The sequence below is a fragment of the Paenibacillus silvae genome (assembly GCF_014639235.1).
Taxonomy (GTDB): domain Bacteria; phylum Bacillota; class Bacilli; order Paenibacillales; family Paenibacillaceae; genus Paenibacillus; species Paenibacillus silvae.
In genome coordinates this window covers 12,536-34,015 of the sequence record NZ_BMFU01000016.1, presented here as the reverse complement: position 1 = coordinate 34,015, position 21,480 = coordinate 12,536, and the positions used below count along the sequence as shown (strand labels likewise).

At 48.8% G+C, this 21,480-nt stretch carries 18 protein-coding genes; 10 read left to right on the top strand and 8 right to left on the bottom strand.

Going from position 1 to position 21,480, the window contains the following annotated elements; translation table 11 throughout:
• Positions 1 to 900 precede the first annotated feature (900 nt).
• Together IEW26_RS27130 and IEW26_RS27125 are read left to right on the top strand one after the other, a co-directional pair.
• Positions 901 to 1,233 carry a sigma factor-like helix-turn-helix DNA-binding protein gene (locus tag IEW26_RS27130; protein ID WP_229730069.1) on the top strand — a complete coding sequence of 111 codons (333 nt, stop codon included), beginning with the start codon at positions 901 to 903 and terminating at the stop codon, positions 1,231 to 1,233.
• Positions 1,185 to 1,418 carry a helix-turn-helix domain-containing protein gene (locus IEW26_RS27125; protein ID WP_188594660.1) on the top strand — a complete coding sequence of 78 codons (234 nt, stop codon included), beginning with the start codon at positions 1,185 to 1,187 and terminating at the stop codon, positions 1,416 to 1,418. The genes IEW26_RS27130 and IEW26_RS27125 overlap by 49 nt, the downstream gene beginning before the upstream one ends.
• A gap of 497 nt (positions 1,419 to 1,915) precedes the next feature.
• Here IEW26_RS27125 and IEW26_RS27120 read toward each other — a convergent pair whose 3' ends face one another.
• Positions 1,916 to 3,232: a glutamate-1-semialdehyde 2,1-aminomutase gene (locus IEW26_RS27120; protein WP_188594659.1), complete on the bottom strand. Its 1,317-nt coding sequence runs from the start codon at positions 3,230 to 3,232 to the stop codon at positions 1,916 to 1,918.
• Positions 3,233 to 3,556: 324 nt separating this feature from the next.
• The gene (locus IEW26_RS27110; RefSeq protein WP_111272109.1) at positions 3,557 to 4,597 is read right to left on the bottom strand and encodes an LCP family protein; all 1,041 of its coding nucleotides are present in this window, start codon (positions 4,595 to 4,597) and stop codon (positions 3,557 to 3,559) included.
• A 240-nt stretch (positions 4,598 to 4,837) separates the two neighbouring features.
• On the opposite strand from IEW26_RS27110, the gene IEW26_RS27105 reads away from it, so the two are divergent.
• From IEW26_RS27105 to bcp, 4 genes are all read left to right on the top strand, one after another.
• Complete coding sequence (locus IEW26_RS27105; RefSeq protein ID WP_188594657.1) at positions 4,838 to 5,884, top strand: ABC transporter ATP-binding protein; 1,047 nt, start codon at positions 4,838 to 4,840, stop codon at positions 5,882 to 5,884.
• A gap of 1 nt (position 5,885) precedes the next feature.
• Positions 5,886 to 6,680 carry an ABC transporter permease gene (locus IEW26_RS27100; RefSeq protein WP_111272107.1) on the top strand — a complete coding sequence of 265 codons (795 nt, stop codon included), beginning with the start codon at positions 5,886 to 5,888 and terminating at the stop codon, positions 6,678 to 6,680.
• A gap of 4 nt (positions 6,681 to 6,684) precedes the next feature.
• On the top strand, positions 6,685 to 7,470 hold the full coding sequence (locus IEW26_RS27095; protein ID WP_145406300.1) for an ABC transporter permease: 786 nt from the start codon (positions 6,685 to 6,687) through the stop codon (positions 7,468 to 7,470).
• A 115-nt stretch (positions 7,471 to 7,585) separates the two neighbouring features.
• On the top strand, positions 7,586 to 8,050 hold the full coding sequence (gene bcp / locus IEW26_RS27090; protein WP_188594656.1) for a thioredoxin-dependent thiol peroxidase: 465 nt from the start codon (positions 7,586 to 7,588) through the stop codon (positions 8,048 to 8,050).
• Between the two features lie 60 nt (positions 8,051 to 8,110).
• Here the strand turns inward: bcp and IEW26_RS27085 are convergent, their stop codons facing one another.
• The 6 genes from IEW26_RS27085 to IEW26_RS27060 all read right to left on the bottom strand — a co-directional run bounded on the left by IEW26_RS27085 (position 8,111) and on the right by IEW26_RS27060 (position 14,216).
• Positions 8,111 to 9,235, bottom strand: a complete 1,125-nt coding sequence (locus IEW26_RS27085; protein ID WP_188594655.1) for a GerAB/ArcD/ProY family transporter — start codon at positions 9,233 to 9,235, stop codon at positions 8,111 to 8,113.
• Positions 9,236 to 9,262: 27 nt separating this feature from the next.
• Complete coding sequence (locus IEW26_RS27080; protein ID WP_145406297.1) at positions 9,263 to 10,372, bottom strand: GerAB/ArcD/ProY family transporter; 1,110 nt, start codon at positions 10,370 to 10,372, stop codon at positions 9,263 to 9,265.
• A 20-nt stretch (positions 10,373 to 10,392) separates the two neighbouring features.
• Positions 10,393 to 10,629, bottom strand: a complete 237-nt coding sequence (locus IEW26_RS27075) for a hypothetical protein (protein ID WP_145406296.1) — start codon at positions 10,627 to 10,629, stop codon at positions 10,393 to 10,395.
• Positions 10,630 to 10,635: 6 nt separating this feature from the next.
• A complete protein-coding gene (locus IEW26_RS27070; RefSeq protein WP_188594654.1) occupies positions 10,636 to 11,838 on the bottom strand; it encodes a Ger(x)C family spore germination protein in 1,203 nt (400 codons plus the stop codon).
• Positions 11,839 to 11,859: 21 nt separating this feature from the next.
• Complete coding sequence (locus tag IEW26_RS27065; RefSeq protein WP_145406294.1) at positions 11,860 to 13,374, bottom strand: spore germination protein; 1,515 nt, start codon at positions 13,372 to 13,374, stop codon at positions 11,860 to 11,862.
• 185 nt (positions 13,375 to 13,559) lie between these two features.
• Entirely contained in the window at positions 13,560 to 14,216 is a 657-nt protein-coding gene (locus IEW26_RS27060) for a DedA family protein (RefSeq protein ID WP_188594653.1), read from the bottom strand.
• A gap of 254 nt (positions 14,217 to 14,470) precedes the next feature.
• On the opposite strand from IEW26_RS27060, the gene IEW26_RS27055 reads away from it, so the two are divergent.
• The 4 genes from IEW26_RS27055 to IEW26_RS27040 all read left to right on the top strand — a co-directional run bounded on the left by IEW26_RS27055 (position 14,471) and on the right by IEW26_RS27040 (position 21,245).
• Complete coding sequence (locus IEW26_RS27055) at positions 14,471 to 15,769, top strand: polysaccharide deacetylase family protein (protein ID WP_188594652.1); 1,299 nt, start codon at positions 14,471 to 14,473, stop codon at positions 15,767 to 15,769.
• 103 nt (positions 15,770 to 15,872) lie between these two features.
• Positions 15,873 to 16,865 (top strand): AAA family ATPase, encoded by a 993-nt coding sequence (locus tag IEW26_RS27050; RefSeq protein ID WP_188594651.1) that lies wholly within the window; start codon positions 15,873 to 15,875, stop codon positions 16,863 to 16,865.
• A complete protein-coding gene (locus IEW26_RS27045; protein WP_188594650.1) occupies positions 16,862 to 18,358 on the top strand; it encodes a DUF58 domain-containing protein in 1,497 nt (498 codons plus the stop codon). Before IEW26_RS27050 ends, IEW26_RS27045 begins: the two co-directional genes overlap by 4 nt.
• Positions 18,345 to 21,245 (top strand): DUF4129 domain-containing transglutaminase family protein, encoded by a 2,901-nt coding sequence (locus tag IEW26_RS27040; protein WP_188594649.1) that lies wholly within the window; start codon positions 18,345 to 18,347, stop codon positions 21,243 to 21,245. The genes IEW26_RS27045 and IEW26_RS27040 overlap by 14 nt, the downstream gene beginning before the upstream one ends.
• Positions 21,246 to 21,480: the final 235 nt, after the last annotated feature.

Here is a 21,480-nt window from a genome sequence, read left to right as displayed (position 1 = left end):
TTGGTGTGATCATTCCCGTTCTTTGAGTCATTTGAACCACGGCCTAGAGCCTCAACAGGGCCGAAAACCAAATCCCCATTGTCAGAATATACTTTCAAAGTACCCTTGTAGTCACGATTGGATGGAAAATTTGCAATAATGTGATAACCCATTGTTAAACGCCTCCATTAGTATATTGAGCTGAAATGATGGAGTTTACAAACACTTGAATGGCTCCACATTCGAACGGTGTATGTATCATCTCTCTCGCTTATAAGGTAATTTGTAACATCGAATAACAACCGTATTTCATAATTAGTTCAAAAAGGAGACTACCCTTTTTTCGTAGTATTGTCCAACGGCTCACAAATCCTTTTCAAAGGAACAGTAGAAATGGGTTTGACAATCATTCCCAACCATTTGGAGTTTAATTTTGACTTTACTGATGTAAGAGCTACGCTGACATTGTCTAACATCTCTGCAAAACTTCTTATGTAGGTTCATTATGAAAGTTTAAAGATGTGACATAAATGGCTAACAATATTGTAATGAAACTAATTACATTAATTCATCGTAAACGCTATAAATACAAAAACGCCATATATTCCAAAAAATTATAGTTCAAGCAGTTCTAAGTTAAAGTTTCACTTAGGAACTAAAACTAAGAGGGAGGGAGTGAGGTGAAAGGAAAGTGCTCTTTTAATTATTACAATTGAAAACCCAAAGTTTGGAATCCATTGAACTAGGGCTCCAATGCCCATATCAATATTCCTCATCCCCATATCTAGGGGGAAAATGGATACTTTACCACTTTTAGATGGCTGAAATATACATGAAAAAGTGAAAATATTAATAAATTTCACTTTTGTAAGTTGTAAATTTCTTCCGTATATCGCCTTTAATTATAGAGGGGTGATTTAAATGGAAATGACAAAAGAAATGTATAGTTCTGAACTGAAGAAAATAGCTTGGAGACTGCAATACCGTTGTAAAGTGTCTGCTAACAAAGAGTTAGGTATGGTATATGATATCAAATCTATTGAATCATTTGAAGATTCTTCAGTTTCAAGGTTATTTGTTCAAGATGTACTTAACCTAATCGATAACGAAGTTGGCAAAAGAATAATCAATTCCATTTACTTAGAAGGGAAATCCGAAAAAGAAGTTGCGTTTGAGCTTCAAATATCACAACAGGCGGTGAACAAATGGAAAAGGAAGACCTTAAAGAAGTTGTCAATGAAGCTAAGTTCTTAGAATTAGTCAAAAAGGCTAGAGCAGGTGATAAACAGGCCTTTATGGAAATAGTAGATATATTTGAATGCGAAATGGAACAGCTTGCAAAGTACATTAAAATGCCCAAAGAAGATGTTATGCAATCACTTAGGCTTGGTTTGTTAGAACTAATAATAAATAAACATGCAGAGAAAAGAATAGAATAATGAAGGAGCTTCAGTTTCTTTAGAGCTGTACATCTCTGGTGTATGGCTTTTCGCTTTTTAACTTGAAAAAATAGCAAAGAGAGAATTGTAAAGAATAATATTAAGTAATTTCAATACTTAGAGGTTCAAACTATAGTTACATTTTAGTGTGTGAGAAATTAGTGGATATATAGCTCGAATGTTATATCCAGGACGAATTAGAATATTTTAATAAAAGATTTATTCTAGGAGAGATACTTTTCCCCTCCGTTGCCTTAACGAAACTGTGGGTCGTAACTCTTGATCATATTAGTGATATAGATGAGTTTAAAGAACTCAGGAGAGGCTCTAAAAATGGTATCTCAGCAAATAGCTTCTTTAACCGTTTTTGTGCATCCTGTGCGGTTAATAAATTGTACTCTTTAACCCTTTTTATTCCGTACAATTTATTAACCTGCCCCCACCAGCAATGTGTCAAATATTAATTTTATTCATCCCAACTACAGAATGGCTCTATGTTACTCCTGTGCCATAGCTTTAAAGGAAGCTTCTGCGGCTTCCAGCGTAGTAGCAATATCTTCATCGGTATGAGCCGTGGTCAGGAACCAGGCTTCATACTTCGATGGTGCGAGGTTGATGCCGCGGTTCAGCATGTGGCGGAAGAAGGACGCGAAGCGTTCGCCATCCGTATCTTGAGCGTGATCGTAGTTCGTCACGGGATGATTGCAGAAATGCGTGGAGAACGCACCGCGAATGCGGTTGATCGTCAGATCGATGCCATGCCGGTCGGCCGAAGCCTGGAGGCCAGCCGTCAGATCAATGGCGAGGCGTTCCATCTCTTCATATACGCCAGCGCCTTGCAGCACCTCAAGGCAGGCAATACCTGCCGAGATGGACGCAGGGTTACCTGCCATCGTTCCGGCTTGATATGCCGGGCCGAGCGGAGCAACCTGCTCCATCACATGTTTACGGCCGCCATACGCGCCGATCGGCAAGCCGCCGCCAATGATTTTGCCCAGTGCCGTAAGGTCGGGTTCAATCTCCGCATGATTAGCCAGTCCTGCATAGGTCTGCGTGGAACCGTAATGGAAGCGGAACGCGGTAATAACCTCGTCATAGATGACGAGAGAGCCGTTCGCACGTGTCATTGCACAGAGACCTTCAAGGAAGCCAGGCTCCGGCATAACCATGCCGAAATTGCCCACAATCGGCTCCACCATAACGGCAGCCACATCGTCACCCCAGCGTTCGAGCGCTTCCTTCAAACCTTCGAGATCGTTATACGGAACGGTAATGACCTCATGCGCAATGCTGGTCGGGATACCGGCGCTGTCGGGAATGCCAAGCGTAGAAGGACCGGAACCGGCGGCTACGAGAACAAGGTCGGAGTGACCGTGATAACATCCGGCAAATTTTACAATCTTATTACGCTTCGTATAGGCGCGCGCCACTCGAATCGTTGTCATAACGGCTTCCGTACCCGAGTTGACAAATCGAACCTTGTCCATGGACGGAATGGCTTCTTTGAGCATTTTGGCAAGTTTGATTTCAAGCTCGGTTGGTGTACCGTACAGCACACCATTTGCAGCAGCCTCGGCAATGGCTTTGGTGATATGAGGGTGAGCATGTCCAGTCACAATCGGACCATACGCCGCGAGATAATCAATGTACTTGTTGTCGTCAACATCCCAGAAGTGAGCACCTTGTGCTTTTTTCATAAAAACGGGTGCACCGCCGCCTACTGCCTTGAACGAGCGGGACGGGCTGTTTACGCCGCCTACAATATGCTGCAGGGCTTCTGTATATAACAACTCAGAGTTCGTACGTGGATTCATAAAAGATAACTTCCTTTCCTTTTGTAGTTCCAAAGTTTATATGATCATCACATTGGAAGGATATGATTATTTTCGCATACTTTTGCGTTCTGGCATAGCGAAAGGGCAGCATCTAGGCTGCCCTTTCGAGATTGAATCCGTTCATGGCTGTGTTATAAACGATATCGTTACAGACGATAACTACCTGTTCATGATTACGTTTAGTGCTGCCTTAATATAGGTTTGGAGCATGACTTACAGGAATAGTTGAAACAATAATTACAATTACCAAGTTAGCTTGGACATAGACTCTTACTCAAAAAAATGATGTTTCACATGAGGTGTCTATTGCGCCGGCTGCTGTGAATTTTTTTCATCCCCGCTGGCTGTTTTGTCTTCCTTGCTTTGCGGTTCTTCTGTCTGGGCTGGCGGGTGAATGATATCCTGCACATGCTGTTTCAGCTTTTCTTCACTGGTTACAGACAACACTTGAGCACCGCCAGGTGTACGCTCTTCTTTTAACAGATTCATTGGTGGAACCTGTTCACTGCCATTCATGCTGCTTTGGTACCCAAGTCCGCCCAGCTTCCACATGTCGGAAAGCGTAAGGTTGGTGTCTACATACGGGCTTACTTGCTCAAGAATGGAAGGCAGCTTTGCGATCGTTGTGGTAGACTGCATCTTCGCTGTTACAGCTTTCAGCAGCTCACGCTGACGCTCGGAACGAGCGAAGTCAGACATCGCATCATGACGGAAACGAACGTACATCAAGGCTGTTTTGCCGTCGAGATGCTGGTATCCTTTTTTCAGATCAATATCATACTCGTTGTTGTCCGCTTTACTTGTATAATGCATGTCCTTCTCGACATCAAAGTCTACACCGCCAACGGCATCGACCAATTTGATGAATCCTTGGAAATCGGTATACACATAATACTGGACAGGGATACCGAGCAGGTCGCTCGCCGCCTCCATTGCGACATTTGGGCCATGCGTAATCGCTGTATTAATCCGGTCTTTACCGTATCCGTCGATATTCACGTAAGTGTCACGCAGAATGGAGAAAAGATTGATTTTTTTGGTCAACGGGTCAAGCGAAACCACCATCATGCTGTCGGAACGGGGCACTTCACCCTTTTTCAGACCGCGTGCATCGACACCCATCACCAATATATTAACGGTTTCGGTGCCTTCCCATTTTGGCGGATCAGGTGTGTTCACTTTCTCCACATTTTCAATATTGGCAAATGGCGAGTCCTCGCCTTTTTTCTGCAAACCATCCAACTGATTAAGAATAGAACCGAAATAGTAGGACACGACACCACCGACAATTAACACGAAGGCGGCGAGAGAGATCCATATGGTCCTCTTCGTCTTTCTGGTCATGCTAGCGCTCCTTTGTATTTGAGATAAAAAATAAACGAGTTCAGAACGTGTAAAGTTGCGGATCATCAAAACATGTGATGCTGCGGTTCAGTCGAAGCTTTCCGTTCGCTTCCCCTCCAGACACAAGGCAGAGGAGGCCGCTTCGAACTATTTTTATAGCTTGCTGAATTTTGACTGTTACTATTATAATTTCTTTTTGGGCTACAAGCAATTTCAACAAAATCCAAGTGAGGTATAATCATGCTGGCGATTGATGTCAAAGACTTGCGTAAGTCGTTTAACGTCCAGAAAAGCCGTGGCGGGCTAAAGGGCGCGTTTCAGGATCTGTTCAAACGTCAATACCAGGAAGTATTGGCTGTGAATGATATTTCATTTCAGATACCGCAGGGCGAAATATGCGGATATATTGGAGAGAACGGTGCCGGCAAATCAACAACGATCAAGATGTTAACCGGCATTTTGGTGCCTACATCCGGGCATATATCAGTAGGTGGATATGTTCCATATCAGGAACGTGAGAAGTTTGTCAAAAATATTGGTGTGGTATTTGGGCAGCGCAGCCAGCTATGGTGGGATATCGGCGTGATTGAATCCTTCCATCTGCTGCGCAAAGTGTACCGGGTAGGAGAGCAGGATTTCCGCAAACGTCTGGATGAGCTCGTTGAGCGTCTGCAGCTGCAGGAGCTGCTGAATCGCCCGGTGCGCAAGCTCAGTCTTGGACAGCGCATGCGCTGTGAACTGGTGGCAGCCTTGCTGCACAACCCGGGTATCGTGTTCCTGGATGAGCCGACCATTGGGCTGGATATCGTGGTAAAGTCTGAAATCCGCGAGTTCCTGAAAGACATGAATGAACAGCATGGTACAACCATTTTGTTAACGACACATGACTTGCAGGATATCGAAGCCTTGTGTTCGCGTGTCATCATGCTGGATGCAGGCAGCATCATCTATGACGGTGGCCTGGATCATCTCAAGTCCCAGTGGGGCACAGAGAGGGAGGTTCGCTTCAAATTTGGCACAGGCCACAGCATCACGCAGATGCAGGAATGGACAGCTGCAATGCCTGTTCGCTGGACCGTGGAGAATGAGTTGTCGGCTTCCGTGTGGATTCCGCTGGAGCTGAACGTGTCAGATGTGCTGGGACGTGTGGTGGGTCAGGCAGATATTACAGACATTCAGATTATTGAGACGAATACGGATGAGATTGTGCGCAGCATTTACCAGTCGGGTTCGGCAGAGCGCCCGGAGATTGTGTCGGCAGATAAAGAAGCGGTAGGTGCTACCTAGGATGAACAGTGCATTTATCGATTTCATGCGCATTCGTTTTCTGACGATGCTTGCGTATCGAGTCAATTATTATTCCGGCATTTTGATATATACGCTGAATATTGGCGTGTATTACTTTACATGGCAAGCTATTTATGGAAGCAGCGGGGAGATTGGCGGTTTTACCGCGGCACAGATGACAACGTATGTTGCTGTCTCGTGGATGGCGCGTGCGTTTTATTTTAACAACCTGGATCGGGAAATTGCAGCTGACATTCGGGATGGCTCCATTGCGATTCAGTTTATACGACCGATTAACTATGTGATGGTCAAAATGATGCAGGGGCTTGGGGAAGGCATCTTCCGATTCCTGCTGCTGATGATTCCAGGCATGCTCATTGCGATTCTGCTTTTCCCTGTGCAGCTTCCAACAGCGCCTTCGGCGTGGATTGGTTTCCTGGTCATGCTGTTTTTCAGTTTCCTTATTAATTCCCAGATTAATGTCATTACGGGACTGGCCGCGTTTTTCGTAGAAAATAACGAAGGCATGATGCGCATGAAACGTGTGGTAGTCGATCTGTTCTCGGGCCTCATCATTCCAATCAGCTTGTACCCGGACTGGTTGTCCATGATCATGAAGGTGCTGCCGTTTCAGGCGATCACGTATTTGCCCGGCTCGGTTTTCACTGGCAGAGTGGAGGGCACGGGTATCTGGAATGTACTCGGTATTCAGGTGCTCTGGTTTGTCCTTTTGCTGCTGCCGATGGTACTGATCTGGCGGCAGGCGCGCAAGCGTCTGTTCGTGCAAGGGGGATAAGAGAATGTACTATATGGGTCTGATCTGGGAATATTTAAAAAATTACATGAAGACACGTCTGACGTACCGTGCCGACTTCTGGGTGGAGATCATCTCGGATCTGTTGTTTCAGGCAACCAATTTGATCTTTATCTTTGTGGTTTTCCGTCATACAGACAATCTTGGCGGGTGGAGTGAGGCAGAAGTGTTGTTTGTTTACGGGTACTTTATGGTGCCATACGGTATCTTCAGCTGCTTCATCAATTTGTGGGGGTTCAGTGAGCGGTATATCGTCAAAGGGGAGATGGATCGCATTCTGACTCGTCCGGCACACAATCTGTTTCAGATTTTGCTGGAAAATGTGGACCCGCCCTCCCTTGTGGGCTCATTCATCGGTCTGATCATTATGATCATCAGCGGTGCGGAGATGGGGCTGGTGCTTGAATGGTGGCATATTCCAGCATTAATCATTCTGGCGATCAGTTCAGTTCTGATCTACGCGGGGATTTACACTACACTGACATCGCTATCCTTTTATTCGGATGCGCCGACTGGCATTTTGCCGCTGATGTATAACATTCAAGGATATGGACGTTACCCTGTAACGATCTATAACCGGGCGATTCAGGTGCTGCTCACCTGGATTATCCCGTTTGCCTTTGTTGGCATCTATCCAGCAGCTCTGTTCCTGGATCGAGCCGAGATGCATCGCATGGCACTGCTGACCCCAGTCATGGGACTGGTGTTTGCAACGATTGGGCTTACCTTATGGAACTTTGGAGTGAAACGGTATCGGGGAGCGGGCTCATAACCACCGACAGGTAACGTAACGTGAATATCTGGATTTTTCAGAGAGTGAACTTAAAGGATTTCAAAACGTTAATTCCGAAGGTTTCATACCGAGAAATATGAAGGAGGATCTGAAAATGACTTTAACTGAAGGCGTACAAGTTCCTGATTTCGAACTGCCATCCAGCACCGGAGAGTCCGTGAGATTATCCGATTTTCGTGGTAAACGAGTATTGGTCTACTTCTATCCGAAAGACATGACTTCTTCTTGCACGCAGCAAGCCTGTGACTTCCGTGACCGTCATGAGGAGTTCCAAGGACTGAACACGGTCATTCTGGGCATCAGCACCGATCCGATGAAGCAGCATGACAAGTTTATTGCCAAGTACGGATTACCTTTCATCCTGTTGTCGGATGAGGAACATGTCGTTGCCGAGCAGTTTGGAGCGTGGCAGCTGAAGAAGATGTATGGCAAGGAATACATGGGCATTGTTCGTTCAACCTTCCTGCTGGACGAAGAGGGCAAATTGATCAAGCAGTGGACCAAGGTACGTGTGAAGGGGCATATTGAAGAAGCACTGGAGACAGTAAAAGGGCTCTAGACTTCTGACAAACAGGCTGCATCTATGGACAGAGACAGAGTCCATTCCGATGCAGCCTGTTTATTTATGAGAAAGGGCTTTGCCGCTGCGCTGCTGCTTGGACCGTCTTTTCAAAAGCGAGATAAGCAGCAGGAAGACAGGAATGATGATGCTAACCGTAAAATCCCAATCGAACCACGCATACATAATGGTGAGGGTGTAGAAGATTGCATTTGGAGAAATGACAACAGACATTGCAAATAACAATAACATGGTTGGCAGGATCAGTGGCTTGTAGGAATTCATCCGTGTTAGTTGCGCAAGGCCAAGAATGAACCCGAAGCTGTAAAGGAACGTTTTGATGAAGGTGGAGGCAAGCCAGGCTGTCGCGATCAGGGCTTCAATTCGTTGAATGAAGTCACCGATATTTATTTTTTGCGCGAGAATATACGATATGTAGATGTTATGCTGTGTCTGCTCAGCTCCCACTACCAGCAGTCCGATGAGAAGAAATGAGGTAAGCATAATCCCTCCGAGTAATGTTCCCAGGAACATATCCCGACGTTTGTGTACACCATGTGCAACATAGGGGAGATACATCGATATGACGATAAGTTCTCCATAAGAGACGGTGGCCCCCCGTACAATCCCGTTAATAAATGAGAAGAGCGGAGTATTGAGAAAAGGCTTCAGATTCGAAGAATCGGCCTTAGGCAGCAAACAGCAGATCAGTATAATCAGGCTTAGAACAATGAACGGTGCAAGAATTTCAGCACTTCGACCGAAGGTGCCTAGTCCTTTAAGTGCAGCCCACCCTAATGTGACAACAAAAAGAAGGATAATAGCCCGTATCGGGGTTCTAAGATAAACCTGAGTGGTCATAAAATCACCGACTTCACGTATGCATACTGCAGCCCCTATAAGAAAGTAAAATAAGTATCCTGCTGCCAAAATGGCACCAATCCATTTACCAAGCACTTCCGAACATATCTCAATCAGACTGAGGCCGGGGTACATCTGATGCATTTTGTAGATCAGCCATAAGATGCCCAACCCCAAAACTTGTGAGAGGAGAGAGCAGATCCAGGCATCCTGATGGCCTGAATAGGCAATGAGTGTGGGATAGATCAACATCATATCGCCAATGATGCCCAGAAAAGCAATGATTGACAATTGCCGAATGGTAAGCTTCTCCTGAATAAGCATGATGGTGAGCTCCTTTGTGTAAAGTCTTTAAACCGTATTTTTTTTGAAGCGTACCTTGTTTTTGATCAGGTGAATGATTAATAGCATAACCGGGAAAATCAGACACATTGTGATGTCCCAATCCAGCCAGTATGGAATGACGAGAGTAACGATAAAGGTTATCGTAGGTGATACAATATTAGAAAGAGCAAAGGCGATCAGAACCGAAGGTAAAACGAGAAACCTTGAGGTTTTGAAGCCAAACAGTTCTGCCGTACCGATGATGAAGGCATAGAGGTAGATGGTGCTTTTAAAATAGGTAGAGATCAGCCAGGATGAGGCCATCAGCACCTCAATACGTTGAAAAAAGTTTGCGATGTTGATCTTCTGGGATAACACAAAGGAGCCAAAAATATTGTGCTGGGTAAGGAAAAGGCCCATAACCAGCATAGATGTCGTAACCAGAACAGCCATTAGGAAATTGCCGAAGCCTGCGCCTATGACAAGGTCGCGTGTACGATGGGCCTCTTGGTTAACGTAGGGTATAAGCATCAGAATGGGGATCGCTTCACCAACGGGATAGATGAAACTGACCAGAAGCCCTTCCGTAATTTGCTTCATGGTTGTATCTGTAAATGGCAGGAGCTGTTTGTGGTCAGTCTGCGGAAGCAAGCAGATGACCAGAATAAACATAAATACGGTCACAATTGGCAATAAAATCTCACCGCTTCGTCCAATCGTCTCCAGACCGTTGAATATCCCCCATCCAATGACAATGAAAAAAATAAGAAGCACAACGCGAATCGGAGTAAGCAAAAATATCTCACTGGTCATAAAATCCCCGACAACTCGTGCTTGTGTCGACGAGCCAAATATAAAATACATAAGGTAAAACAGCGATACGAGGGTTCCTGGCCAATACCCGAGGATGTTCCGCAAAATGCCAAACAGATTTTCGCCTGGGTAGGTATCCGCCAGTTTCACATACAGATACATTAATCCCATACCAAGCGGAATACCTATGAATGCATTGAGCCAGGCATTTTGGCCGGAATAGTTCGCGATGACCGAAGGGTAGATCATCATCATGTCGCCAACAATGGTCATAATGGTTAGGATCGTTAGTTGTCTTATTCCGAGCCGCCCATGCTCCGGCATAGTGTGTCAACTCCCTTGAGCTAGCTTCCTGTGATATAGGCGAGTAATTGATTAACGGGTTTGTAGATCCAGATAATAATGTAGAGGGGGCTTGGAAACTCCCATAAATTAACGGCAATGATCCCAAAAAAAACGCCGGTTAGCAGCAGGACAGAATACACAATCACTTCTTTCCATTCCTTGCGCTTAAACAGCTTGGGTAAATCAATCACCCCCATAAGGCACCCAACAACCACAACTGTAATGGAAAGCAGCACTTGTCCTCACTCCTTGGCTTTTTTGTTAAATGAGTTATCCAGCGTACCGATCCGCCGAATCTGCACATTAGACTCGTACTTGATATCCAGATTCATAAAATAGTCGTCCCAGGATTGTTCTTCTTTTTTGTAAAGCTTGGGGTATTTATGATAGATATCCTGTCCAAAACCGAAAATATCGACATGGTATTTTCTGCGCACCTGACTGACGGTTTCTTTCATCAGTTCAACGATTCTTTCCTGCGCAATCTGCTCTATTTCCTTAATGGCTGTCATCGAGCCAATCTCCATATCACATTCGACGGAGCCGACAGTAGATACATTGTCAACCTTAATCCTGATTTGAGGCTCGCCATTGACCATTTTGACACTGTGTTTGGTAGAGGTACGAAGTGTTTTTAAGGTGACATATCCCCCTCCCGGGCAGTTCACGGCACCAATGGTTGATTTCACATTGTCGCGAATGTAGTTATATCCTTTCGAATGGTTCTCATCAAGCCATCCAACAAGCTTATCCTTCTTAAACACACTCAGGCCGCTGAAATGAAGAGTAGCTGGGGACTTGATGGATTCGATATTTTTCGCTTCTCCACCAATCACAGGATCTCCGTTAATCTCGACTCCGGTAATAACCGGGGACATGCTGGGAGTGAGAATGTATTGCATCAGCTTATCGGTTGTTACGGTCGTTGTCGGAGCCCAGCTTTTGGATGAAATATCGAGTGCATTGAACAGCTTCTCCGCAGGAAGGTTATCCAGCGGTGTCAACATATCCAGTATTTGCGAAGCAGTTGTTTTGCGTGCAACCATGACATAATAGTCTGGTCTTGCACTAGGCTCTCGCATCAGTGCCTCAACAATGTCATAAATGCCTTCCTCTCGTGCGAACGCCTCACCGAAAACGAGTACCCGTACATGGGAAAGAAAAATAGCGCGCGGACTGGTCTCGGTAAGCTTCTGAATCGCCTCAAGCAGCGTACGGGCGGTGGCTTGATATTGGGTCACGGGAGTCCCCTTGCCACCCCGAGCTCTGGAGGAAACCTCGTTGGGCACCACCACCTGCGCACTGACTTTGATCCGGTCTCCGTCCTTGTCTACCCCAAGACCCAGCACAATCCCGAGCTGATTTAACTCCTGACGATCCCAGCAGCCGCTTAACATCGGCATGATGATCACAATAGACAGCAGCATGAGCAGATATTTCTTCATCACTTTTTTCTCCTGACTACACTATCGCTTCGTTTTTTTAGTTACTTGTCGAGTGACGTTGGATGTGCCGGAGGACAATGGACGTGTTTTCATATGGGACCAAGGCACACGGAACAGCGTATCCTTCAGATCATTTTGAATGAATGGTGCAAATGGCGACATGTAGGGGACACCAAAAGACCGCAAGCTGCAAAGATGAGTCAGCGTAATGAGCAATACAAGCAAAATACCGTAGAATCCAAAGGCAGCGGCAAGCATCATTAGAACAAAACGTAAAATGCGCACGGAAATCGATAATCCGTTCTCCGGAATGACATAACTGGAGATTGCCGTAATGGACACGATAATCACCATTGCTGCCGAGACAACACCTGCATCAACGGCAGCCTGTCCGATGACCAGTGTTCCGACAATGGATACAGCCTGCCCGACCGTTTTCGGAATACGAATGCCTGCTTCTCGCAAAATTTCATATGTTAATTCCATCAGAACCGCTTCAATAAAGGCGGGAAAGGGCACACCTTCACGCTGGGCAGCCAGGCTGATCAACAGGTTGGTGGGCAGCATCTCCTGATGATAGGTCGTAATGGCAATATAAAAGGAAGGTGCGAGCATGGCGATCAGAAAGGATAAATATCGCAGCATGCGAACGAGTGTACTGATGTCAGCCCTTTGGTAATAGTCTTCGGGAGATTGGAAGAAATGCACGAAGAGGGCAGGGGCCAACAGAACAAACGGTGTTCCGTCCACGATAATGGCAACTCGCCCTTCAAGCAGGGCAGCCGATACCGTATCGGGGCGTTCGCTATTATACACCGTTGGGAAAATGGTCATCGTTTTGTCCTGAATCAGCTCCTCAATATAGCCGCTCTCCAAAATGCCATCAATATCAATCTGGTCCAGTCTTCTGCGAAGCTCCTCTACAACCTCCACGTTAACGGTGTGCTCCAGATAGGCAACAGCTACACGAGTCTTTGTAACACGTCCAATGATTCGCTCTTCAATCCACAATTGAGGGTCACGAATCCGTTTACGAAGCAGAGCGGTATTCGTGCGCAGGTTTTCAGTGAACCCCTCCATCGGGCCACGTACAACCGTTTGTGAAATGGGCTCGCCAACCGGACGGTCCTCCCAGCCCGCAGCTCCAATCTTGAGTCCCCGCGAGGAGCCCTCCAGCAGCAGAATCGCATCACCAGCCAATAGCGCCTCCGTAACATCATCCATATTGTCGATATAGAGCACTTCACTGGCCGTGAGAATATCATTCTGAATGTAGGACAGATGCTCGTCATCTGCAGAAAAATCAGGCAAGCTGCGCTCCTGCAGCAGAGGTTGCAGAATGGCAAGGTTTAGAATCTGTACATCCACAAGACCGTCGATGTATAACAATACAGAGGGCCACTTATGCAGGCTTTGCAGCGGGCGGATCATCAGGTCATTGCTATTCCCCAATATCGTTTTGCAGTATTTTGTATTTTCTTCCAGGTTCGGGTGAATAAGCTGTGTATCGTGCTGAATCTGTGTATCCGCAGCCATGGGCTTCCCTCCTCAATCATCCTATATTTGCAAGTAGTATGACCGGGAGTGTTCCAGTTTATGAAAAAAAAGAATGTTTACTTTTCTGGCGGGAGCCTGGGGTCGCAGTATGTCATGAATCCACAAAAAAAAGAAGCCGTGAGAGCACGACTTCTTTCAGGAAGAAGCAGACTATAAGGTGCTTTCTAGTCTGCATTTTGCTTTTGTCTTTGGCGAACGGTTACCGCTTTGCGAGTATTGCTTCTAGACAAGCTGCGACGATAACGATAGATCACGGCGATGATCAGCACTACACCAATGACTGCAAGAATGACAGCAGTATACTGGTGAGCCAGCTGGAATATTGCACTCCAGCCAGGGCCGAACAGTTTGCCGATGCCAAGGAACAGCACCACCCAGAACAGGGCGCCAGAGTAGGCATAGAGAGCAAACTTGCGAAACGGAATTGCAGCAATGCCAGAGAAGTATCCCGTGAAGTGACGAACACCGGGGATGAAGTATCCGATAAAAATCAATCCGTTGCCGTATTTGGCAAACCATTTCTGTGTTTTGTCCAGCTTGTCCGGCTTGAAGAAAAACCATTTGCCATATCGCATAATAAAGGGAAGCCCCGTTCGGGCTCCGATGAAATACGTAATCGTCATGCCTATGGTCGTTCCAAGAAAGGCGAGTATAACAAGTGTGCCGAAGTCCAGCTGTCCTCTGTACGATAAATATCCTGCATATGCCATTGTCGTTTCTCCAGGAAAGGGGAGGGCGATAAACTCCAGCAGCAGACCAAAAAACATTACGCTATATCCGTAAGACCCGAACAACTGCTGGATCTTCTCAAGTAGTTCCAATAGGTTCACACTCCCGGCGTCCTCAAATACATCAGACAGGCGCTATTCACTGCCCCGCGCCCCTATATGTTCGTTATTTTCTAATGCTACCGAAATGTTGGACAAGAATCAATTCCTGTATGCAGCAAGCGGCAACAAATATTGCAAAATTATCGTTCAAATGAGTCTTTTTTGCGATCCGCCTCCATATAATTCTAACAAATCTGCTGAAGTCTATCAGCAAAATCACTAGAGTGCTGGAGGTTGATTCATACATGGCGTACGGGTCGCAATTGTGGATGGAACGGAACGGGCAGCTTGATCAACATGCTTCATTTGTCTGTGAAAAAGTGCGCATGTGGCAGCGTCTGTCCATAGGCTGTTTACTCACTGTAATACTGTTGACAGGCATGCTTGGAGCTGGCGCATCATCTGCCGCAGCGGCGGCAAAAAACGATAAGACACACAAGGTGGTCTACCTGAGTTTTGACGATGGACCCGGCAAACATACGCCGGAGGTGCTGGATATTTTACGTGATGCCGGGGTGAAGGCCACCTTTTTTGTGTTGGGACAGCAAGCGGAGCGGAAGCCTGAAATGATAAAACGAATTCACCGGGAAGGACATGCTATCGGCAATCATACATATAACCATGAATATAGCGAGCTGTATCGGAATTATCCATCCTTCTGGCAGCAGATCAAACGCACGGAGGATATCATTCACAGCATTATTGGCATTCGGCCTGCACTGGTCAGAGCACCTGGAGGAACCTATGGCCACTTTGACTATACTTATTTTGACCTGTTAAAAAGGGGAGGATACGCTGTCATGGACTGGAACGTGGACAGCGGCGACTCCAAGCGGCGAAATGTGCCTGCTGCCGAAATTGTCGCTCATGCTACAGCGGTCCCGGCAGGAACGTCAAATGCACTGGTTCTGATGCATGACGGAGGAGCACATGCCGAAACGGTGAAGGCTCTGCCGGATGTTATTCAATATTACAAGCAGCAGGGGTATCGCTTTGAAGTCATGCAGTCTTCGGATGAGCCTGTGCAATTCCAGGTCAAACCTGCGGCGAAATTTAAAAATAGACCTTCTCCAGATGCTGCCTGGATTGCCAAACACGTGGACGCAAACGCATCGCAGTGGGCTTCAGCCAAACCGCTGAAGATCGAGCTGGGATACATGACCGTCAACCTTCAGCCGGATGAATATCGCGTTAAAGACCAGAATGTGCTTGTTCCTCTACGCACTTATATCAACAAGCTGGGAGGAAGCATTAGTTGGGATCAGGCTGCAGGTACCGCTACCACCTGGTGGAAGGATCGAATCGTGCAGATCAATCCAGCCATGGGCACAATGACGTCCAAGCGTTTGCATGAGCAAAGTGGACACTCGGTACATGCCTTAATGGAGAGTAATGAAGGCACGATCTGGGTAGCTGCGGGCGATTTGATGGAGCAGCTTGGAGCGAAGCAGTATATGGTGCAGTCCGGAGACAGCGAGTGGGTAATCACCGTGGACCCGCCCTGGACGTCTATGGATTACAGGCATTCCTTTTCATTTCTTTGAAAGAAACGGCCAATCTTCTGACTATTCTCTCTACTTCCGGGCAACAATGAATCATAGATTAAGATAATCAGGATTCAGTAGCAGGGAAGGAGAGTTCAGTCCAATGAGCAAGATTCGAATAGAGCATGAATATGCTGTTGAACTGTTGAACAGGCTTGGCAATCGAATTGCCGATGTCATCATCGGCAAGAAACAGGAAATTCAATATATTATCGCCGCTATGCTTAGTGAAGGTCATGTGCTGCTTGAGGATGTGCCGGGCACTGGCAAAACGATGCTGATCCGTACGGTGGCTTCTTCGTTAAATTGTGCTATGGGGCGTATCCAGTGCACGCCAGATGTGATGCCAGCCGATGTAACGGGAGTATCCATATATCATGTACAGGCAGGAGAGTTCAGATTCAGACCCGGGCCGCTGATGAACAATATTGTGCTCGCAGATGAGATTAACCGTGCTTCCCCGCGGACGCAGTCTTCTTTATTGGAAGCGATGGAGGAGCGCAGCGTGACTGTGGATGGTACGACCCATACATTGCCCAGACCGTTTCTGCTGCTGGCAACGCAGAACCCGCTTCAATTCGAAGGCACATATCGTCTGCCTGAAGCGCAGCTGGACCGGTTTATGATGCGGATCACGCTGGGATATCCTGAGCCTGAGCAGGAAGTAGAGCTGCTGTCTCGAGTGCGGAGCCAGGAGATGCTGGAGAATATGCATCCGATAATGCTGGCCGAGGAAGTTGTGGCGATGCAGCGTGAAGTCAGGCAGGTGCACGTGGATACAGTGATCAAGCAATATCTTGTAGGTGTAGCTGTAGCTACGAGAGCACATGATGCGGTACGGCTGGGTATCAGTCCAAGGGGAACGCTGGCATGGATGACAGCAGCGCAGGCATATGCCTATGCGCAGGGACGCAGCTACGTTGTACCGGATGATGTGCAATCCCTCGCCGTGCCAGTGCTATCTCATCGGATCCAGCTGAAATTGGTAAACAGAGCCGACAGCAGTGAGGTACAGGAGCAGGTCATCCGTGAAGTATTATCTTCCGTGCCGGTGCCTGTACAGATGGGCGGACAAGGAAGGGGACGCAGGGCATGAGTGGCATTCGCGGAAGCGCAGCTCAAGTGCTGATAGCGATTCTTCTAATCGGCGTGTATCTGTGGCACGGAGGAAAATCCACTTTATTCCTGGCTGCCATATCGGTTCTGGTTGTAATATACGGAATTGTTCTGCAGCTCTTCGGTCCTCGTCAAGTTCATATACAACGGCATAGACGTCCGGGGCATATTGTGGCAGGTGAGAGCTTGCGGGTTCAGGTGCATCTGGAATTCCGCTGTGCCCTTCCGCTGCTATGGCTGGTCGTTTGCGACAATACACCCGCAGGGGTGCATCGCAAGCTGCTTTTTCCCGGCATGAAGAGACAATGGTCTTATCAATACGAGATCACGGGGCTTGCTCGTGGCGTGCATGTGTGGGAGGAAGGACGAATATATTGGGGCGACGTTTTTGGATGGAGCAAGGCCTGTGCCCTTCTGGAAGGTGAAGAGCCGCTTGTAGTCGTACCAGATGGCGGATATAGCGAGGTATCGATCTGGCCTGAGAGTTGGGGGAGCCATGGAGAAGGTAGGGTGGTGCATTCACAGCTGCTGGGACCGCCTGGACTAGAAATTCGGGAATATCAGCAGGGAGATGCATTTAACCGGATCCATTGGAAGAGCACCGCCCGGACCGGAAGACTGCACACGCTGATTCCCGAAATTTCACAGCGCACCTCGCTGGCCATTATCGTTTACGAGGAAAGCTCGGGTTACGAAGACAACGAGTCGGAGGGTCAGGCGCATGAAGCATTTGAACAGGCAGTGCGTGGCGCTGCCAGCTGGCTCAAAGAGGCGGACGATGCGCAGATGCCTTGCCAACTCTGGTTAAGTGGAGATGAGCTGAGCAGCAGAGCAAACAGAACTGTGGAGCGGGGAGAGCTGTCAAGGAAACAAGGCAGTACGAATCATAGCTCTGCTGCGGGTGACGTGCGACGAGGGTATGGTGGCGCTGATGAAGGTATGGCCGACGCATTACGGCGACTGGCGTATGCCCGATTGTGCAAAGAGCAGCCGGAGGCTTCATCTATGCTGGATGTTAGCAGGCTGGAGCAGCTTTCGTACGGTTCAAGCATCGTTATTTTCACTGGACAGCTGGATGAAAGGCTGGTTGGCTGGCTTGAACACGCTGCTACGCTTGGCTTTCAGGTCAGTGTACATCTAACGGGAAGTCAAGCAGTGCAGCATCCTGTCGTCACTTATGGAGCTTCAGAACATGCCGAGGGGAGATTGGCGTTTTCCTTGCGAACAGATCGGCTTGAAGGGAAACGGCCGACAGAACAAGGGGAAACGATAGAGCGACTCCGAACAGAAGCGGGTATAAACGCAGGCTATACATCTTCGGCTGCTTCTGGTTCGTCCGCAAGGGCGCAGCAGCTGCAAGTATGGACTGACCGTCTCGCAGCCAAGGGTGTACGTGTGATCTGTCAGGAAGCCATCGCGACAAACAGCACTTTGCTCGGCGGGAAGGCGGGGATCGTTGATGTGGGAGCGTAACAAGAGGAACGAAGCTGACTCAGTATCTTTTACCGGGCAGACGATCAAGGGCCACCGTATGGAGGGGATATCGCCATTATCTTCCTCCGCCCAGGGAACTGCACCTGCTCTGTATCTGTGGCTGATTACAGCGGGGCTGTTCCTTTTATGCATGGAATGGATCTATCCTGTTACTTCTTCCGGTCAGATTGGCAGTGAGCGATTCGCTGCGGTAATGGCGGGTTATTCGGCAGTTTTGCTGTCGGTTGGCCTGTACAGAACCGGCTGGGTTGCCAGTATTCTTATTCGCCTTCCGCTCATCTATGCTGCGTTGTGTCTGATGTATGGAGCCAGTCATCCGTTCGAGTGGGGCACAGCCTACCCTGGCATGCTTAATGCCGATCTTGGCGAATGGATCGACAAAGGCCGTTTTCGTGTCATGAGCCGTGAGACGAGAGGTTTGTTTATGCTGTGCGGCTGGAGTATGCTGCTTGCTTCGGTGCAGTACCTTGTATTGCTGCGCCGCAGCATTTCGTTGTTTGGTACAGGCACATTAGTTTATCTGATTCTACTGGAAAGTCTGGTCGGATATGAGGCATATGGCTCGGTGTTGCGCTCTGTATGCTGGCTCTTGTCCATTCAAGGTCTGCTGTATCTGCTGCGGCTTTCTGAAGGGACAGGTCATGAAGCGGCGGTGCGAGATGCAGCAGTAAGGGAATCGCAGGATATACATGGGGCTGTTCATCGAACACATCGGAAGATGGCGAGAAGTGAAAAGAACAATTCCCGTCCAATGCGAAGAAGGGTACGTATGGCTTGGATTGCTGTGTCATTAGGAGCTACTGCCTGTCTGGTCCTCATATCCATGCTTCCGGCACGTATGAATGTTGTGTCGCCTGCGAGGCATATTTCTGTCATGGACACGGTCGAACGTTTGGCTAAATGGGCAGGATATACACCTTCGGGAAGTATCCCTGCCTCCTTGAGTATGACGGGCTACAGCACGGTCGATGCACCAATGGGGGCTCCGCTGGTACAGGGGAATGAGCCGGTGTTTACCGCAAGCACCCCTGTATCTACGTATTGGCGCGGGGAAACCCGCTCGTATTACAACGGAAGTGCATGGAGTGATGTGGAGCAGCGATTCCATTATGCAGACTCCTCGGGAATGCTGCGATCGGATGGATGGGAGGAGCACCCGCACTGGAAGAGGGTTCGTCAGATCATCACGATGGAGAGGGAATGGCGAGCACCTAATCCGCTGTTTGCGGGAGGTCTGCCGGTAAGCTTGTCTTTTCAAGATGGCAACGCGCTTAACGGCAAGAATGAGAAACGACTGCTGTCGAGTGAAGATACAGGTACCTTGTGGCTTGCGGGTGGTGGGGATCGGCAGACCCGTGTACAGCACTACACCGTCGATGTGATGGTGCCGGATGTAACTCCAGACGTGCTTCGGCAGAGCGCGGGTATGGACAGAATGAAAAATGCGGGTTCAGACAGGACAAAGAGCACTAGCGTGGACGGGATTTACGTTAGTGGGGATGAAAAGTACGTTGGCCTAAGTGGTAATGGTGCTAAAGAACAGCAAACTGCGAGTATGGTTCAGGAGGAAAGTATTGATTATGATGGGGCCAAACGTGCTGGTACAGAGAAGTGGAGCGAGAGTTGGGTAGAACGTCAGTATGCTGGTTTGAACGAGAATGTGGATATTACGCTCGCTGCGACAAGAAGCATGGGCTTGGATAAGAAGCAAAGTAGGAATGATGAGACAAAACGTGCGGGTTCAGAGAAATGGGGCGATGGCGGGGAAGAACAGCAGCATGCAGGTTTGAACGCGAAGATGGATATTGTACTCGCTGATACAGGCAGCACCGGCTCGGATAAGAAGGATGGCGGCCTAGGCGTGCAGGAGGGTAGTGGCGGGAACAAAGGGAATTTAGTCGATCCGGCTTCCATCCGCAGAAAGGATTTGCAGCTGCCGGATACGCTTCCGCAGCGTGTTAAGGACCTGGCTGCCGAGATTATGGGTACGAGTGAAACGCGGTACGACGCTGTACAAGCTGTACGCAGCTATTTGCAAGCGCATGCCCGTTACTCGCTGGATACCCGGATGCCGCCGCGAGGCAGGGATTTTGTTGATGATTTTCTGTTTGTAACCCGGGCGGGATATTGTAACCATTTCTCTACCGCCATGGTTGTGCTGCTGCGTGCTGAAGGCATTCCGGCACGCTGGGTGAAGGGTTACGCCCCCGGACAAGCGGACCCGCAGGTCCCCGGGCGTGTCATTGTCACCCAGGCTGATGCCCATTCCTGGGTGGAGGTGTATTTTCCCGGCGTGGGCTGGATGCCTTTTGAGGCTACGCCGGGGTTTGATGCAGCGCAGGCGGGTGATGCCAGCGCTACGGCTTCCGCCGGGCTGCAGCCCGGCGATGGGTCCCCGCTGCCGGGTGCAGGCAGCGGAATGGACCGTGCGGGCGCGTGGCTGGCTGCGCGCGCACGGGGATTGGCCGCGGCGCCATGGCCTGCCGCGGCAATAGCCGCAGCGGCGATGCTGTGCGCCGCTGCATGGGCCAGCGCGAGGCGGCTTCGCCCTGCGCTGCGGCTCAGGCTGCTGCTGGCATGGCCGCGCAGCAGCTTCCCGGACCGCGAGCGGCTGCTGCAGGCTGCCGCTCCGGTCTGGCACGCGCTTGCGCGCCGGTACGGCCCGCGGCCGCCGGGCATGACGCTGCGGGAATACGCAGCGTCACCCGCCGTGGCCGCGGGCACGGACGGCGCGGACATCGCGCGCTTTGCAGCCGACTGGGAGCGGCTGCTGTATGGCCCTGACCGTCCGCTGCGCGCGGACAGTCTCGACTTCCTGCGCCGGGCGCTTCGCCTGACCCGGCGCATCCCCGGACGCCAGCGCTAATCCCTGCGCCAGCGTCTCATAATAACCTGTTGCCAGCGTGCAAAACAGCGCTGGCAGAGCAACGGGTCCCGCTTGCCCAAAGGGTGAGCGGGACCCTTTTCAACATATAAGCATGAAATACCGTATAGTCTCAACCTCCCGCCATAATACGATCAACGACAAACAAGGAATGCGCTTGTTAGTTGAATCTTTCCAATGTCTCCAGCCTCCGCGGCTTTTACAACATCTCACCGAG

Bases quoted from the DNA above. Each gene is read 5' to 3' on its own strand.
- IEW26_RS27130 (WP_229730069.1), top strand. From the start codon at position 901: ATGGAAATGACAAAAGAAATGTATAGTTCTGAACTGAAGAAAATAGCT.
- IEW26_RS27110 (WP_111272109.1), bottom strand. From the start codon at position 4,597: ATGACCAGAAAGACGAAGAGGACCATATGGATCTCTCTCGCCGCCTTC.
- IEW26_RS27045 (WP_188594650.1), top strand. From the start codon at position 16,862: ATGAGTGGCATTCGCGGAAGCGCAGCTCAAGTGCTGATAGCGATTCTT.
- IEW26_RS27100 (WP_111272107.1), top strand. From the start codon at position 5,886: ATGAACAGTGCATTTATCGATTTCATGCGCATTCGTTTTCTGACGATG.
- IEW26_RS27050 (WP_188594651.1), top strand. From the start codon at position 15,873: ATGAGCAAGATTCGAATAGAGCATGAATATGCTGTTGAACTGTTGAAC.
- IEW26_RS27095 (WP_145406300.1), top strand. From the start codon at position 6,685: ATGTACTATATGGGTCTGATCTGGGAATATTTAAAAAATTACATGAAG.
- IEW26_RS27125 (WP_188594660.1), top strand. From the start codon at position 1,185: ATGGAAAAGGAAGACCTTAAAGAAGTTGTCAATGAAGCTAAGTTCTTA.
- IEW26_RS27055 (WP_188594652.1), top strand. From the start codon at position 14,471: ATGGCGTACGGGTCGCAATTGTGGATGGAACGGAACGGGCAGCTTGAT.
- IEW26_RS27105 (WP_188594657.1), top strand. From the start codon at position 4,838: ATGCTGGCGATTGATGTCAAAGACTTGCGTAAGTCGTTTAACGTCCAG.
- bcp (WP_188594656.1), top strand. From the start codon at position 7,586: ATGACTTTAACTGAAGGCGTACAAGTTCCTGATTTCGAACTGCCATCC.
- IEW26_RS27070 (WP_188594654.1), bottom strand. From the start codon at position 11,838: ATGAAGAAATATCTGCTCATGCTGCTGTCTATTGTGATCATCATGCCG.
- IEW26_RS27080 (WP_145406297.1), bottom strand. From the start codon at position 10,372: ATGCCGGAGCATGGGCGGCTCGGAATAAGACAACTAACGATCCTAACC.
- IEW26_RS27085 (WP_188594655.1), bottom strand. From the start codon at position 9,235: ATGCTTATTCAGGAGAAGCTTACCATTCGGCAATTGTCAATCATTGCT.
- IEW26_RS27065 (WP_145406294.1), bottom strand. From the start codon at position 13,374: ATGGCTGCGGATACACAGATTCAGCACGATACACAGCTTATTCACCCG.
- IEW26_RS27040 (WP_188594649.1), top strand. From the start codon at position 18,345: ATGTGGGAGCGTAACAAGAGGAACGAAGCTGACTCAGTATCTTTTACC.
- IEW26_RS27120 (WP_188594659.1), bottom strand. From the start codon at position 3,232: ATGAATCCACGTACGAACTCTGAGTTGTTATATACAGAAGCCCTGCAG.